At 69.9% G+C, this 14,556-nt stretch carries 12 protein-coding genes and 1 pseudogene; 4 read left to right on the top strand and 9 right to left on the bottom strand.

Annotated features, from left to right (window positions below):
• Positions 1 to 11 precede the first annotated feature (11 nt).
• Positions 12 to 2,576, bottom strand: a complete 2,565-nt coding sequence (locus OHA19_RS30955; RefSeq protein WP_405711312.1) for an FHA domain-containing protein — start codon at positions 2,574 to 2,576, stop codon at positions 12 to 14.
• Positions 2,577 to 2,997: 421 nt separating this feature from the next.
• Here OHA19_RS30955 and serB point away from each other — a divergent pair, with 421 nt between their 5' ends.
• Positions 2,998 to 4,275, top strand: coding sequence for a phosphoserine phosphatase SerB (gene serB / locus OHA19_RS30950; protein ID WP_405711313.1), 1,278 nt, complete (start codon positions 2,998 to 3,000; stop codon positions 4,273 to 4,275).
• A gap of 226 nt (positions 4,276 to 4,501) precedes the next feature.
• Here the strand turns inward: serB and OHA19_RS30945 are convergent, their stop codons facing one another.
• From OHA19_RS30945 to OHA19_RS30930, 4 genes are all read right to left on the bottom strand, one after another.
• Positions 4,502 to 5,020 carry a histidine phosphatase family protein gene (locus tag OHA19_RS30945; protein ID WP_365464445.1) on the bottom strand — a complete coding sequence of 173 codons (519 nt, stop codon included), beginning with the start codon at positions 5,018 to 5,020 and terminating at the stop codon, positions 4,502 to 4,504.
• A gap of 74 nt (positions 5,021 to 5,094) precedes the next feature.
• Complete coding sequence (locus OHA19_RS30940; protein WP_405711315.1) at positions 5,095 to 5,301, bottom strand: hypothetical protein; 207 nt, start codon at positions 5,299 to 5,301, stop codon at positions 5,095 to 5,097.
• A gap of 152 nt (positions 5,302 to 5,453) precedes the next feature.
• Positions 5,454 to 5,564, bottom strand: a complete 111-nt coding sequence (locus OHA19_RS30935; protein WP_093539771.1) for an SGM_5486 family transporter-associated protein — start codon at positions 5,562 to 5,564, stop codon at positions 5,454 to 5,456.
• A 26-nt stretch (positions 5,565 to 5,590) separates the two neighbouring features.
• A complete protein-coding gene (locus tag OHA19_RS30930; RefSeq protein ID WP_405711317.1) occupies positions 5,591 to 6,892 on the bottom strand; it encodes a CynX/NimT family MFS transporter in 1,302 nt (433 codons plus the stop codon).
• Between the two features lie 157 nt (positions 6,893 to 7,049).
• Here OHA19_RS30930 and OHA19_RS30925 point away from each other — a divergent pair, with 157 nt between their 5' ends.
• Positions 7,050 to 7,724, top strand: coding sequence for a FadR/GntR family transcriptional regulator (locus OHA19_RS30925; protein ID WP_405711319.1), 675 nt, complete (start codon positions 7,050 to 7,052; stop codon positions 7,722 to 7,724).
• Between the two features lie 259 nt (positions 7,725 to 7,983).
• On the opposite strand, the pseudogene OHA19_RS30920 reads toward OHA19_RS30925, so the two are convergent.
• From OHA19_RS30920 to fabG, 4 genes and pseudogenes are all read right to left on the bottom strand, one after another.
• Positions 7,984 to 9,183, bottom strand: a pseudogene (locus OHA19_RS30920) (IS4 family transposase); the annotation flags it as partial.
• Between the two features lie 98 nt (positions 9,184 to 9,281).
• On the bottom strand, positions 9,282 to 9,692 hold the full coding sequence (locus OHA19_RS30915; RefSeq protein ID WP_405711321.1) for a hypothetical protein: 411 nt from the start codon (positions 9,690 to 9,692) through the stop codon (positions 9,282 to 9,284).
• 167 nt (positions 9,693 to 9,859) lie between these two features.
• The gene (gene fabI / locus OHA19_RS30910) at positions 9,860 to 10,627 is read right to left on the bottom strand and encodes an enoyl-ACP reductase FabI (protein ID WP_405711323.1); all 768 of its coding nucleotides are present in this window, start codon (positions 10,625 to 10,627) and stop codon (positions 9,860 to 9,862) included.
• A gap of 5 nt (positions 10,628 to 10,632) precedes the next feature.
• Entirely contained in the window at positions 10,633 to 11,352 is a 720-nt protein-coding gene (gene fabG, locus OHA19_RS30905; RefSeq protein WP_266736337.1) for a 3-oxoacyl-[acyl-carrier-protein] reductase, read from the bottom strand.
• A gap of 231 nt (positions 11,353 to 11,583) precedes the next feature.
• On the opposite strand from fabG, the gene OHA19_RS30900 reads away from it, so the two are divergent.
• Positions 11,584 to 13,107: a TldD/PmbA family protein gene (locus OHA19_RS30900; RefSeq protein WP_405752330.1), complete on the top strand. Its 1,524-nt coding sequence runs from the start codon at positions 11,584 to 11,586 to the stop codon at positions 13,105 to 13,107.
• Entirely contained in the window at positions 13,104 to 14,498 is a 1,395-nt protein-coding gene (locus OHA19_RS30895) for a metallopeptidase TldD-related protein (RefSeq protein ID WP_405711327.1), read from the top strand. The genes OHA19_RS30900 and OHA19_RS30895 overlap by 4 nt, the downstream gene beginning before the upstream one ends.
• The last annotated feature ends 58 nt before the right edge of the window (positions 14,499 to 14,556 follow it).

The raw sequence follows: 14,556 nt of genomic DNA, 5'->3' as shown, positions 1-14,556 counted from the left end.
CGGTGGCCGCGCTACTTGCGCATGACCTCCGGCTCGTGGCGGCGCAGCAGTCGCGCGACCACGACGCCGCAGATGATGCCGAGCAGCAGGAGTACCGAGATGTTGATCCCCCACTGGGTGGCCGAGTGCTCCCACAGCGGGTCGAGATCGGTCGGGTTCTTCGGGTCCCACGGCGCCATGAGGTGCGAGAGGTCGAGCGTCGTGCCCGCGCCGGCGATGGCCCAGCGGGACGGCATCAGCCAGGCGAACTGCTCCAGGCCGGGCGAGCCGAACACCTGGAAGAGGATGCCGGTGAAGACGACCTGGACGATCGCGAACATGACCAGCAGCGGCATGGTCTTCTCGGCGGTCTTCACCAGTGAGGAGATCACCAGGCCGAACATCATCGAGGTGAAGCCGAGCACGATGATCGTCAGGCAGAGCTCGACGGCCGGCGGCATGATCAGGCCCTCTTCGGGCAGCTCGCGGGTGGCGAAGCCGATGCCGCAGATGATGACGCCCTGGATGGCGGTGATCACGCCGAGGACGATCACCTTGGACATCAGATAGGCGGAGCGGGACAGGCCGGTGGCCCGTTCCCGTTCGTAGATGACGCGTTCCTTGATCAGTTCTCGTACGGAGTTGGCCGCACCGGAGAAGCACATGCCGACCGCGAGGATCAGCATGATCGTTCCGGCGGCTCCGTTGAACCGGGACGGCGGCTTCGGCGGGGCCAGACCGAAGTCTGCCGGGATGACCACGCTGACGACGCCGAGCACGGCGGGCAGGATCACCATCAGGCCCATGAAGCCCTTGTCGGACGCGATCACCGAGACGTAGCGGCGCATCAGCGTCCACAACTGGGCCGACCAGCTCTGCGGCTTCGGCGGGCGCATCTGCTGCGGGGGCGGCATGTGTACGGACTGTGCGGCGACGGCGTCGATGTCCGCGGCGTACATCTGGTAGTGCTGCGATCCGCGCCAGCGGCCCGCCCAGTCGTAGTCGCGGTAGTTCTCGAACGCGGAGAAGACGTCGGCCCAGGTGGTGTAGCCGAAGAAGTTGAGCGCCTCCTCCGGCGGGCCGAAGTAGGCGACGGATCCGCCCGGCGCCATGACCAGGAGCTTGTCGCAGATCGCCAGCTCGGCGACGGAGTGCGTGACGACCAGGACGGTACGGCCGTCGTCGGCCAGGCCGCGCAGCAGCTGCATGACGTCGCGGTCCATGCCCGGGTCGAGGCCGGAGGTCGGCTCGTCCAGGAAGATCAGCGACGGCTTGGTGAGCAGCTCCAGGGCGACGGAGACACGCTTGCGCTGACCACCGGAGAGCGAGGTGACCTTCTTGTCCTTGTGGATGTCGAGCTTGAGCTCGGCGAGGACTTCGAGGATCCGGGCCTGGCGCTCGGCCTCGGTGGTGTCCGCGGGGAAGCGGAGCTTGGCCGCGTACTTGAGGGCCTTGGTGACGGTGAGTTCCTTGTGCAGGATGTCGTCCTGCGGGACCAGACCGATGCGCTGCCGCAGCTCGGCGAACTGCTTGTACAGGTTCCGGTTGTCGTAGAGGACGTCGCCCTGGTTGGCGGGCCGGTAACCGGTGAGCGCCTTGAGCAGGGTGGACTTTCCGGATCCGGACGGGCCGATGACCGCGATGAGCGACTTCTCCGGGACGCCGAAGGAGACGTCCTTGAGGATCTGCTTCCCGCCGTCGACCGTCACCGTGAGGTGGCGGGCGGAGAAGGAGACCTCACCGGTGTCGACGAACTCTTCGAGCCTGTCGCCGACCAGGCGGAAGGTCGAGTGACCGACGCCGACGATGTCGTTGGGGCCGATGAGCGCGGAGCCGGACTTGGAGAGCGGCTGACCGTTGACGTACGTGCCGTTGTGGGATCCGAGGTCACGGATCTCGAAGCGGCCGTCGGGCGTCGCGTGGAACTCGGCGTGGTGGCGCGAGACCTGGAGGTCCGAGACGACCAGTTCGTTCTCCAGCGCACGACCGATGCGCATGACCCGGCCGAGGTCCAGCTGGTGAAACGTGGTCGGGCTGCGGTCTCCGTACACCGGCGGAGCCCCCGCGGCTCCGCCCGCGCCGGGCGTCCTCGCCATGCCCTGCTGCTGCGGGACCTGGGGTTGTACGGGCTGCTGCGGCGGCACTCCCTGGGGGGCCTGCTGCGGCCAGCTCTGCTGCGGCTGCTGCGGAGCGGGGGCCTGCTGGCCGCCCCAGCCGGCGCCGCCCTGCTGGGGCTGCTGGACCGGTGCCTGCTGGGCACCCGCACCCTGCCCGCTGTACGCATCGGCACCCGCCGCGGCGGTGAGACTCAGCCGCGGGCCGTCAGTGGCGTTGCCCAGGTGCACGACGGAGCCGGGGCCGATCTCCAGCTGCTGGATCCGGTTGCCCTGCGCATAGGTGCCGTTGGTGCTGCCGTGGTCCTCGATGAACCAACTCCGGCCACCCCAGCTGATCGTGGCGTGCCGCCACGACACCCTGGCGTCGTCGATCGTCAGGTCGCCCTGCGGATCGCGCCCGAGGGTGTACGACCTGGACGGATCGAGCGTCCAGGTCCTGCCATTCAATTCCAGTACGAGTTCCGGCACTCCGCGCCCCACTAGTTGTCCCCCGAGTTGCCCCCGTCACAGGGGGCCTAGGGATGCTGAACATCGTGAGGAACTATTCCAGGAGCAGTCCCCGATACGAAAGTCGGGCGGGGTGAAGACCCCGCCGAGACCTGCATCGTTACGGTGCCGACACGAACACGGGGAACGGCGTGCGGCCAAAGGGAGCAGTGCGCGGCAAGCGACCCGAGTGCGTACGAATCACCCATGATCGGGGCATCCCGACCACCCCGGTCCCGCCACTTCCCGACCGCCCCCGGCCCGCCGCGTCCCGGCCGCGGCAACTGGCTGGATCCGGACGCGCGCGGTCCGTCACCTCGGGCCTGCGCCGGGCGGGGGTACGGGTCCGACGCGCTGTCCGGTCCTCGGGACGGGGCTCCGGAGCCCCGGCGCGGACCGATACGGTGGAAGCACCATGAGCGCATCTCAGCCACCTCGGTCCCCCTCGTCTCCTGAGTCCCCCGAGTCCCGTACTGAGCCCCCCGAGTCCCGTCGGGGCGCCGACACCCCCACCCTTCTCGTGAAGATCTTCGGGAAGGACCGCCCGGGTATCACCGCCGGGCTCTTCGACACCCTCGCCGCCTACTCGGTCGATGTCGTCGACATCGAGCAGGTCGTCACCCGTGGCCGCATCGTCCTGTGCGCACTGGTCACCGCCCCGACCGCGGGCGGCACCACCGAAGGCGATCTGCGGGCGACCGTGCACAGCTGGGCCGACTCGCTGAAGCTTCAGGCCGAGATCATCTCCGGTATCGGCGACAACCGGCCGCGTGGTGACGGGCGTTCCCACGTGACGGTGCTCGGGCACCCGCTGACCGCGGAGTCGACCGCCGCCATAGCGGCCACGATCACTTCCACCGGCGGCAACATCGACCGTATCTTCCGGCTCGCGAAATACCCGGTCACGGCAGTCGAGTTCGCGGTGTCAGGCACCGCGACCGAGGAGCTGCGGACCGCGCTGGCGACGGAGTCCGCCGACATCGGTGTCGATGTCGCGGTGGTGTCGGCCGGGCTGAGCCGCCGGGCGCAGCGGCTGGTCGTCATGGACGTCGACTCGACGCTCATCCAGGACGAGGTCATCGAGCTCTTCGCCGCCCACGCGGGCTGCGAGGACAAGGTCGCCGAGGTGACCGAGCAGGCGATGCGCGGCGAGCTGGATTTCGAGCAGTCGCTGCACGCGCGGGTGGCGCTGCTGGCCGGGCTCGACGCGTCGGTGGTGGACAAGGTACGCGCCGAGGTGCGGCTGACACCGGGCGCGCGCACCCTGATCCGTACACTGAAGCGGCTCGGCTACCAAGTGGGCGTGGTCTCGGGCGGGTTCACCCAGGTCACCGACGATCTGAAGGAACGGCTCGGGCTCGACTTCGCCTCTGCCAACACCTTGGAAGTGGTCGACGGAAAGCTCACGGGACGGGTCGTCGGCGACATCGTCGACCGGGCGGGCAAGGCCCGGCTGCTGCGCAGTTTCGCCGAGCAGGCCGGGGTGCCGCTGGCGCAGACCGTCGCGATCGGTGACGGTGCGAACGACCTGGACATGCTGAACACCGCCGGGCTCGGGGTGGCCTTCAACGCCAAGCCGGTGGTCCGCGAGGCGGCACACACCGCGGTGAACGTGCCGTTCCTGGACACCGTGCTGTATCTGCTCGGGATCACCCGCGAGGAGGTCGAGGCCGCCGACGGTCTCGTCGACTGACGCGTTCGCCGGCGTTCCCGGCACGGTGGCACGTAGGTGCTCCCGGCACGGTGGCACGTACCGAGCAGGGCCCCGGTGCTTTCCGCATCCGGGGCCCTGCTCCGTACGACGGCCGTGCGACGGCCGTGGGGCGCCCTCGGGTCGATCATCGGGCCGGCCATCGTGCCGGTCATCGGGGCAGCCAGTCGGGTCGGTCGCCAAGGGCTGCCACTGGTTCGGTCGCCGGTCAGTCGTTGGGCGTCCAGTACTCGACCAGCTTGCCCACTCCGTGCTCCACGCCCTTCCAGGAGCCGGTGAACTCGACGACGGCGAACGCGGCGGTGGGGAAGCCACCGCGGGTCATCCGGGCCAGGGCGTCGCCCTCGGACGATTCCGAGAGGGCGTCGGCGACCGCGTGCATGCCGGGGTTGTGGCCGATGACCAGGAGGTTGTGCACGTCGTCGGGGGTCTCGTTGATCAACGCGATGAGCTCGCCGAGGGACGCCTCGTACAGCCGGTCCTCGTACACGGTCCTGGGGCGCTGCGGCATCTCGTGGACGGCCAGCTTCCACGTCTCGCGCGTCCGGGCCGCGGTGGAGCAGAGGGCCAGATCGAGGGCGATCCCGGAGTCGACGAGCTTGCGGCCCGCGACGGGGGCATCCTTGCGGCCGCGCTCCGCGAGCGGTCGCTCGTGGTCGGAGTCCTGCGACCACTCCGCCTTTGCATGCCTGAGAAGGACGATCCTGCGAGGTGTATCGACGCTCATACACCTCAGCTTCGCATGAAATGTGCCGCCCGGCGCAGGGTGTTGACGGGCTTCCACGGGGTGCGCGGGCGACGTCAGCCGGTCACCAGGGCCATGATTCGCGCGAGCAACCGGCTGATCGCCGGGTCGGCGGTCGCGGCGTGCGCCTCGCCGGATCCCATGATCAGCAACAGCAGCGCGGCGAACGCGATCGCGGGCAGCGCGATGGCCCACCACGGCAACCGGACCTCGACGACGCCCGTGGCCGGGTGGGTGGACGGGGTGTGCGTTCGGGCCGGCATGTCCGCCTCCGTGGGTCATCGGTACCGATACCGAAAACCTACGGATCCGGAACGGCCGGACCCATCCGGCGACCCACCCACTCCACCCTGACCCTGGCCCCCTAGGGGATGGTGGTGCCAGCCCTACCATCGACGGCCGGCGTCCGGGCGGCTCACGGGGACGCGATCGAGGCGATCACTGCGACGATCACGGTGATCAGCAGCATCGCGCCGAGCACGACGAGGAGCTTCTTCTGACCGTTCTGGGGATTCGGGTCGAGCACAGGAGACATGGGGCCAGTCTCGCACTTCAGCATTCGTCCTCGATGGTCCGGTCCCGCCCGGCCAGGATTCCGACCGCCATCTGCGGCACCATGAGGGCCGCCATCAGCGTGATCGGCAGCTCCCAGCCGCCGCTGTGCTGGTAGAGCACACCGATCAGCAGCGGTCCCGGGATCGAGATCAGATAGCCGACGGACTGCGCGAACGCGGACAGCCGGACCACTCCCGCGCCGCTGCGGGAGCGCATGCCGATCATGGTCAGGGCGAGCGGGAAGGAGCAGTTCGAGATGCCCAGGAGCACCGCCCAGGCCCAGGCCCCGCCGGCCGGTGCGAGGTAGAGGCCCGCGTAGCCGATGAGGCCGCAGCTGCCGAGGAAGACGACGATCGCGCCCTGGTTCCTCATCCGGGTGGCGACACCCGGGATGACGAAGGCGAGCGGCACGCCCATCGCCATGGTCACGGCGAGCAGCACACCCGCCGTACCGGCCGAGACCCCGGCGTCGCGGAAGATCTGCGGCATCCAGCCCATGGTGATGTACGCGGCGGTGGCCTGCAGCCCGAAGAAGCAGGCGAGGGCCCAGGCGGTACGGCTGCGGGTGATCTTCAGGGCGGGGGCACCCGACTGCTGGGCGGCCTGCTGTCCCGGGGCGCGGATCCGGTCCCGTACCAGCGGGATCCAGGGCAGGATCGCGGCGGCGGCGAGCACCGCCCAGACCCCGAGCCCGAGCCGCCAGCTGCCGCCCAGCGCGCTGGTCATGGGCACGGTCACCGCGGCGGCGAGCGAGGTGCCGAGGGCCAGGGCCATCGAGTAGAGCCCGGTCATGGAGCCGACCCGGTCCGGGAACCAGCGCTTGACGATCACCGGCATCAGGACGTTGCTGACGGCGATGCCCATGAGGGCGAGGGCGCTCGCGGCGAGGAAGCCGGCCGTCCCTCCGACGAGCGGCCGGATCACCAGACCGGCGGTGATGGCGATCATGCCGGCGCAGACGACGGCTCCCGGGCCGAAGCGGCGGGCCAGGCGCGGCGCCATGATGCCGAAGATCGCGAAGCAGAGCGGCGGTACGGAGGTCAGGACACCGGCGACGCTGCCGCTCATGTGCAGCCCGTCGCGTACCTCTTCGAGGAGGGAGCCGAGGCTGGTGATGGCGGGGCGGAGGTTGAGCGCGGTGAGGACCAGCCCGACGACGACCAGGCGGAGGAGCCAGGGAGAGGCCCCGTCGGCGGCGGGTGCCGTCCGGGGGGCCTGCAGAGCCTGTGCGGCCGGGGTTTTCGTGGGGGCGTCCACCGTGGTGGCGGAGGTCAGGGTCCGGGTCTCGTCGTCGGGCATGAGGCCCATCATAGAATCATGGGATGATTGATTGTCCAATCCTTCGGGAGCCGTACTGAGACCGGGCTCCTCTGAGACCATTCGCGGCAGGCGGAGCGATCCCCCGCCACTCCCGTCCCCCTCTTCCGTCACCCCAGCAACCCGACCAAGGAGCACCATGACGCTGACGTCTCCGCGGCGTTCGGCCCTCGCCGACCAGGTGATCGCCCAGCTCAGGAATCAGATCACCTCGGGCGAGTGGCCCGTGGGTTCACGCATTCCCACCGAGCCCGAGCTGGTGGAGCAGCTGGGGGTGGCCCGCAACACCGTCCGGGAGGCCGTGCGCGCCCTCGCGCACAACGGGCTGCTCGACATCCGGCAGGGTTCGGGAACCTATGTCGTCGCCACCAGCGAACTGGCCGGGGTGATGCACCGCCGTTTCGCCTCCGCCGATCCGCACCATGTCGCCGAGCTGCGTTCCACCCTGGAGTCGTCGGCGGCGAGACTGGCCGCCGCCCGGCGCACCGAGCGGGATCTGAAGCAGCTGGACGCGCTGATGGCGCGCCGGGAGGAGACCTGGGCCTCGGGCGACGCCGAGGCGTTCGTCGCGGCGGACGCGACGCTGCATCTGGCGGTGGTCGCCGCCTCGCACAACGACGTGCTGACCGGCCTCTACGCCGACCTGGGCGATCTGCTGCGCGACTATCTCCGGGGCGACATCGGTCATGAGCTGCGGCCGGAGAACCACATGGACCACGGCCGGCTGGTCGAGGCGATCCGGGCGGGCGACGGGGAGACGGCGGCGGCCGAGGCCGCGAGCCATGCGTTGAGCTGTCTGGTGGACCGGGTCTAGTGACCTGGGGAGTCTGCGTCCCGGTCGGACGGTGGACCGGGTCTAGCGACAATACCGTTCAGTTAGTGGCTTGGATGGTGATGTGGGGGCTGTGTTTGGGCTGGGGCCAGTGTGTGTGGTGGGAGCGTTTCGCGGCCCATTTCAGGACTTTGCGTTTGACGACTCGGGGGTGTGAGCGTTTTCGGCGTGTTGGGTTGAGGTGTTGGGTGAGCCATCGGATGGCGTGATGCCAGATCGCGTCGGCTGCGTCAGCGCCCGGAGGGGGAAATGCGCTCTGCGCGACTGAACGGCGAGCGATGCGGAGGGCTTTGACGAAGGAAACTCTGTCGGGGTCGTGGCCGGAGAGTGCGGCAGTGTCGGCCATCAGGGTGCGGATGGCGTAGTGGCAGCACAGGTGTCCCCAGATTTCTTGCTGGACAAGGTCGGGGGCTTTCGAGCGCAGTACCGCGCGGGGCCCGCGCTGGTGGGTTTTCAGCTCGTCGAAGGTGGTCTCGATCTCCCACCGTTGGGCGTAGGCGGCTGCGAGGTCCTCGGCGCCGGCCTCGGCAGGGTCGAGGATCGTGGTCAACAGCCGGTACTCCTCGGCGTTGTCCCGGCCGTCATCGACCGTGTAGTCGATCACTCTGACCGTGAGCGGCTCCGTCGTGGCCCGGTTCGTGCCCGACGTCGGGACGATCCGGGCCAGCCAGGACCCATCGGCCAGGGTTTCCAGATACCGGGGCCGCAGGTTCGTCTTCACTCGCCAGAGCAGATCCGCACCCGTGGCCGCGGCCTGCTGCCAGAGGCGGAACCCGTAGAAGCCCCGGTCTGCCAGGACCAGCTGGCCCGGCTCCAGCCGCCCGACGAGCTGCCGGGACAACTCGATCTCCGACACGCTGCACGGGCCGGTGGCAGCGTCGAAGACCACATGGGTGCCGCATTCCGCCAATGCCACCAGGCGGGCCTGCGGAAACGCGGCCCGCTCCCCCCGGCTGGAAGCGGGCCGCCCGAAGAACTCCGCGTTGGCTGCCGTGTCTGCCACATCCAGGCACGTCCCGTCGATCGCCACCAGGCGACGCCCGGCCAGCCACGACCCCGGCGTGCCAGGCCCCGCCAGCGGACGCGCAACCCGAGCGAAGAGATCCCGCACCGGCTCGAACCCCAGACGAGACCTGGCCTGGAAGATCGCCGACTTCGAGGGCGGCGTGAACGACTCCGACCACCCCGACGCCCACGACAGCCCGTCCGTGAGCTGCGCGAACACATCCTCGTAGGAGCCATCCGAATACAGCGCCATCCCGATCGAGAAGTACGCCATCACCCGTGCGGGCAACGACCGGTGACGCCGCTCGGTACGCCCCGCCTCCTCGATCACCGCGTCAACCACATCCGCGGGAAACACCCGCGTCAGCAACCCCACAGACACCAAATCCGACAACCGGACATCAGACGACGGCTTCACCCAACCAGAACGCGGCATCCCCCACGATAACCCAGAAGCACTTAACTGAACGGTATTGGGTCTAGCGACCTCGGGGGCTGCCGTCCCGGTCAGGCAGTGGACCGGGTCTAGCCGGTCTAGCCCTGGGGGCCCGCCGTCCCGGTCAGGCGGTGGGCCGTGCCCTGCACCCGGTGCGTGACCCAGGCGGAGCCGACTTCCTTCCAGCAGCGGTCGTCGATCCGCACGGTCCGCCCGGGACCCACGTCCACGGGGGCGGCGTCGGCGTCTATGTCCCACCAGCGGCGGCATTCGGTGTGCAACTGCACGCGGTCGGTGGAGGGGTACGGGTTGTGGCAGTAGGCGACGACCCGGGAGCCCCGGACCGACGTACGGCATTCGGATCCGGCGGGGTCGGGGGTGGGAGCGGCGGGGGTGGACGCCCCGGCTCCCATCCGCCCCGCCACGGATATCCCCACCGGGGCCGCGAGGCCGGCGACGGCTATGGAGGCCGCCAGCAGGGCGCAGGTCCGGCGGCGTGTGGCGCGCACGGCGACCTCCTCCCCGTAGCCTGACCCGAAGTCCGGTTCACCACATTCTGCGGCGGATCGACCGTCTTTTCGACTTGAGCGGGCCGGAACCGGGCCCGGACGCGACACAGCCGCGTACTGCCTGCTCGGAGGCGGTACGCGGCTGTGTCGGAGCCTGTCCTGCGGGGTCAGGCACCCATCATGTGCACGCCACCGTCGACGTGGATGATCTCGCCCGTGGTCTTCGGGAAGAAGTCCGAGAGCAGCGCGACGATGGCGCGGCCGGCCGGCTCCGGGTCCGTCATGTCCCAGGACAGCGGGGAGCGGGTGTTCCACACGTCCGCGAGCTCGGTGAAGCCCGGGATGGACTTCGCAGCCATGGACTTGAGCGGTCCGGCGGAGACCAGGTTGCAGCGGATGTCGTCCTTGCCCAGGTCGCGGGCGAGGTAGCGGGAGGTGGCCTCCAGCGCGGCCTTGGCCGGGCCCATCCAGTCGTACTGCGGCCAGGCGAACTGCGCGTCGAAGGTGAGGCCGACGACCGAGCCGCCGTCGTTCATCAGCGGCTTGCAGGCCATGGCGAGGGACTTCAGCGAGAACGCCGAGACGTGCATCGCGGTGGCGACGGACTCGAACGGGGTGTTGAGGAAGTTGCCGCCGAGCGCGTCCTGCGGCGCGAAGCCGATGGAGTGGACGACGCCGTCGAGCGAACCGAGCTCGTCCCGGACCAGACCTTCGAGCCGGTCCAGGTGCTCGGTGTTGGTCACGTCCAGCTCGATGACCTTGGCCGGCTTCGGCAGCTTCTTGGCGATGCGCTCGGTCAGCGTGGGCCGGGGGAACGCGGTCAGGATGACTTCGGCGCCCTGTTCCTGGGCCACCTTCGCGGCATGGAAAGCGATGGACGACTCCATCAGCACACCTGTGATGAGGATGCGCTTGCCGTCGAGAATTCCGCTCATGGTGATCAGTGACCCATGCCCAATCCGCCGTCAACGGGGATGACGGCTCCAGTGATGTACGACGCGTCGTCGGAGGCGAGGAAGCGCACCGCGGCGGCGATCTCCTCGGGCTGCGCGTAGCGGCCGAGCGGCACCTGGGACACGATGCCCTTGCGCTGCTCCTCGGTGAGCACCTGTGTCATGTCGGTGTCGACAAAACCGGGCGCGACGACGTTGAAAGTGATGTTCCGCGAGCCGAGTTCACGGGCCAGCGACCGGGCGAAGCCGACCAGACCCGCCTTGGACGCGGCGTAGTTCGCCTGCCCGGCCGAGCCGAGCAGTCCGACCACGGAGGAGATGAGGACGACGCGGCCCTTCTTGGCGCGCAGCATGCCGCGGTTGGCGCGCTTGACGACCCGGAAGGTGCCGGTGAGGTTGGTGTCGACGACGGACGTGAAGTCGTCCTCGGACATCCGCATCAGCAACTGGTCCTTGGTGATACCGGCGTTGGCGACCAGCACCTCGACGGGACCGTGCTTCTCCTCGATCTCCTTGTAGGCCTGCTCCACCTGTTCGGCGTCCGTGATGTCGCAACGGACCGCCAGGCACCCCGCTTCGGTGAGTTCCTGGGGCGGCTCGCCGGAGCGGTAGGTGATCGCGACCTTGTCGCCGTTGTCGGCGAAAGCGCGGGCGATGGCGAGGCCGATGCCCCGGTTTCCTCCGGTGACGAGAACCGAGCGGCTCAACGGATCACCCTTTCCCTAGCGGTCTGGTACGTCGAAAACCTATCGGTACCAGGTGCTCCACGAGCAATCGGCCCCTGACAGCGCCTTCCCCCGGGCACTGTGGGGTTCCTACAGAAGGTCGTCCGTCGGACCGCGCCGCGTCCGGGCCGCGGCAGACGGCATCCGATATCACCGGTGCGGTCACCGTCCGGCGTGATTCACTTCCGTGGTGTATCGAGAAGGGAATCTCCTGTGCCCCACGAGGTAGATCAGTCGTTCCTGGCCCTGCCGCTGCGGGCCCTCGCCGACGCGGCGCTCGCCCGCGCGCGGGCGCTGGGCGCCATGCATGCGGACTTCCGTCTGGAGCGGGTGCGCAGCGCGTCCTGGCGGCTGCGGGACGCCCGGCCCTCCGGTTCCTCGGACACCACCGATCTCGGCTACGCGGTGCGGGTGGTGCACGGCGGGGCGTGGGGGTTCGCCTCCGGGGTGGACCTGACGATGGACGCCGCGGCGAAGGTGGCCTCGCAGGCCGTCGCCATGGCGAAGCTGTCGGCGAAGGTGATCGCGGCGGCCGGCTCGGACGAGAGGGTCGAGCTGGCGGACGAGCCGGTGCACGGCGAGCGGACCTGGGTCTCGGCGTACGACACCGATCCGTTCGAGGTGCCGGGCCAGGAGAAGACGGGGCTGCTCGCCGAATGGAGCAGCCGGCTCCTGGGTGCCGAGGGTGTCGCGCATGTGGACGCCTCACTCATGACCGTCCACGAGAACAAGTTCTACGCGGACACGGCGGGCACCGTCACCACCCAGCAGCGGGTGCGGCTGCATCCGCAGCTCACCGCGGTCGCCGTGGACGGCACGACCGGTGAGTTCGACTCGATGCGGACGATCGCCCCGCCGGTGGGCCGCGGCTGGGAGTACCTGACCGGGACCGGCTGGGACTGGGACGACGAGCTGGCGCGGATCCCCGGGCTGCTGGCCGAGAAGATGCGGGCGCCGAGCGTCGAGGCGGGGACGTACGACCTGGTCGTCGACCCGTCCAACCTCTGGCTGACCATCCACGAGTCGATCGGCCACGCCACCGAACTGGACCGGGCGCTGGGGTACGAGGCGGCGTACGCCGGGACCTCGTTCGCCACCTTCGACCAGCTGGGGAAGCTGACGTACGGCTCCCCCGTGATGAATGTGACCGGTGACCGCACCGCCGAGCACGGGCTCGCGACCATCGGGTACGACGACGAGGGCGTCGAGGCGCAGTCCTGGGACCTGGTCAAGGACGGGACGCTGGTCGGGTACCAGCTGGACCGGCGGATCGCGAAGCTGACCGGGCTGGGCCGTTCCAACGGCTGCGCGTACGCGGACTCGCCGGGCCATGTCCCCGTCCAGCGGATGGCCAATGTGTCGCTGCGGCCGGACCCGGGCGGGCTGTCCACGGAGGATCTGATCGGCGGGGTGGAGCGCGGTATCTATGTGGTCGGCGACCGGTCCTGGTCGATCGACATGCAGCGCTACAACTTCCAGTTCACCGGCCAGCGGTTCTTCCGGATCGAGAACGGCAGGCTGGCCGGGCAGTTGCGCGATGTCGCGTACCAGGCAACAACGACGGACTTCTGGGGCTCGATGGAGAAGGTCGGCGGCCCGCAGACGTACGTCCTGGGCGGCGCCTTCAACTGCGGCAAGGCCCAGCCGGGCCAGGTCGCGGCCGTCTCGCACGGCTGCCCCTCCGCCCTCTTCCGGGGCGTGAACATCCTCAACACGACGCAGGAGGCCGGACGATGAGCCGCGTCAGCAAGCCGCACGAGATCGTCGAGCGGGCGCTCGAACTGTCCACCGCCGACGGCTGCGTGGTCATCGCCGACGAGGAGTCGTCCGCGAATCTGCGCTGGGCCGGCAACGCGCTCACGACGAACGGGGTGACGCGGGGACGGACCCTGACCGTCATCGCGACCGTCGACGGCGCGCAGGGCACCGCGTCCGGTGTGGTGTCGCGGTCCGCGGTCACCGCCGACGACCTGGAGCCGCTGGTGCGGGCCGCCGAGGCCGCGGCACGCGGGGCCGGTCCGGCGGAGGACGCGCAGCCGCTGGTCGCCGGGGTGCCCGTGTCGCCCGACTTCACGGACGCACCGGCCGAGACGGGCTCGGACGTCTTCGCGGAGTTCGCCCCGGCGCTCGGCGACGCCTTCGCCCGCGCCCGCTCCGGCGGCCGTGAGCTGTACGGCTTCGCCAACCATGAGCTGACCTCGACCTACCTCGGGACGTCGACGGGGCTGCGGCTGCGCCACGACCAGCCGACCGGCACGCTGGAGCTCAACGCCAAGTCCCCCGACCGCACCCGTTCGTCCTGGGCCGGCCGCTCGACGCGCGACTTCAAGGATGTGGACCCGGCCGAGCTGGACGCGGAACTGGCGCGGCGGCTGCGCTGGGCACAGCGCCGTATCGAGCTGCCCGCCGGGCGGTACGAGACGCTGCTGCCGCCGGCCGCCGTCGCCGACCTGCTGATCTATCAGCTGTGGTCGTCGGCCGCGCGGGACGCCGCGGAGGGCCGGACGGTGTTCTCCAGGCCGGGCGGCGGGACGAGGATCGGCGAGCAGCTCTCCGGGCTGCCGCTGACGCTCCTCAGCGACCCGAACGCACCGGGCCTGGAATCGGCTCCGTTCGTGATCGCCCACGCCTCCGGGGACAGCGCCTCCGTCTTCGACAACGGCCTGCCGCTGACCCCGACCGACTGGATCCGGGACGGCAGGCTGGAGCACCTGACGACCACCCGGCACACGGCGGGGCTGACCGGGCAGCCGGTCGCGCCGGCCGTCGACAACCTGGTGCTGGAGGCCGGCGGTGAGCGGTCCCTGGAGGAGATGGTGGCCGCGACGACCGGGCGCGGGCTGCTGCTGACCTGCATGTGGTACATCCGCGAGGTCGATCCGGCCACCCTGTTGCTGACCGGGCTGACCCGCGACGGGGTGTATCTCGTCGAGGACGGCGAGGTCGTCGGCGAGGTGAACAACTTCCGGTTCAACGAGTCGCCGGTGGACCTGCTGTCGCGGGCCACGGAGGCGGGCCGTACGGAGAAGACGCTGCCGCGCGAGTGGGGCGACTGGTTCACCCGGGCCGCGATGCCCGCGCTGCGGATCCCCGACTTCAACATGAGCTCGGTGAGCCCGGGCGTCTGACCCGCCTAGACTGAGCGGGAAACCATTACCCCTGAACATCACGAGGAGCACCGGAACC

Origin of the sequence: Streptomyces sp. NBC_00012, from assembly GCF_045040875.1 — a bacterium.
Taxonomy (GTDB): Bacteria; Actinomycetota; Actinomycetes; order Streptomycetales; family Streptomycetaceae; genus Streptomyces.
The sequence above is the reverse complement of the archived record's forward strand: the minus strand, read 5'-3'. Positions and strand labels throughout refer to the sequence as shown.

Coding starts and splice junctions, on each gene's coding strand:
- serB (WP_405711313.1), top strand. CDS start 2,998: ATGAGCGCATCTCAGCCACCTCGGTCCCCCTCGTCTCCTGAGTCCCCC.
- OHA19_RS30895 (WP_405711327.1), top strand. CDS start 13,104: ATGAGCCGCGTCAGCAAGCCGCACGAGATCGTCGAGCGGGCGCTCGAA.
- OHA19_RS30940 (WP_405711315.1), bottom strand. CDS start 5,301: ATGCCGGCCCGAACGCACACCCCGTCCACCCACCCGGCCACGGGCGTC.
- fabI (WP_405711323.1), bottom strand. CDS start 10,627: ATGAGCGGAATTCTCGACGGCAAGCGCATCCTCATCACAGGTGTGCTG.
- OHA19_RS30930 (WP_405711317.1), bottom strand. CDS start 6,892: ATGCCCGACGACGAGACCCGGACCCTGACCTCCGCCACCACGGTGGAC.
- OHA19_RS30945 (WP_365464445.1), bottom strand. CDS start 5,020: ATGAGCGTCGATACACCTCGCAGGATCGTCCTTCTCAGGCATGCAAAG.
- OHA19_RS30925 (WP_405711319.1), top strand. CDS start 7,050: ATGACGCTGACGTCTCCGCGGCGTTCGGCCCTCGCCGACCAGGTGATC.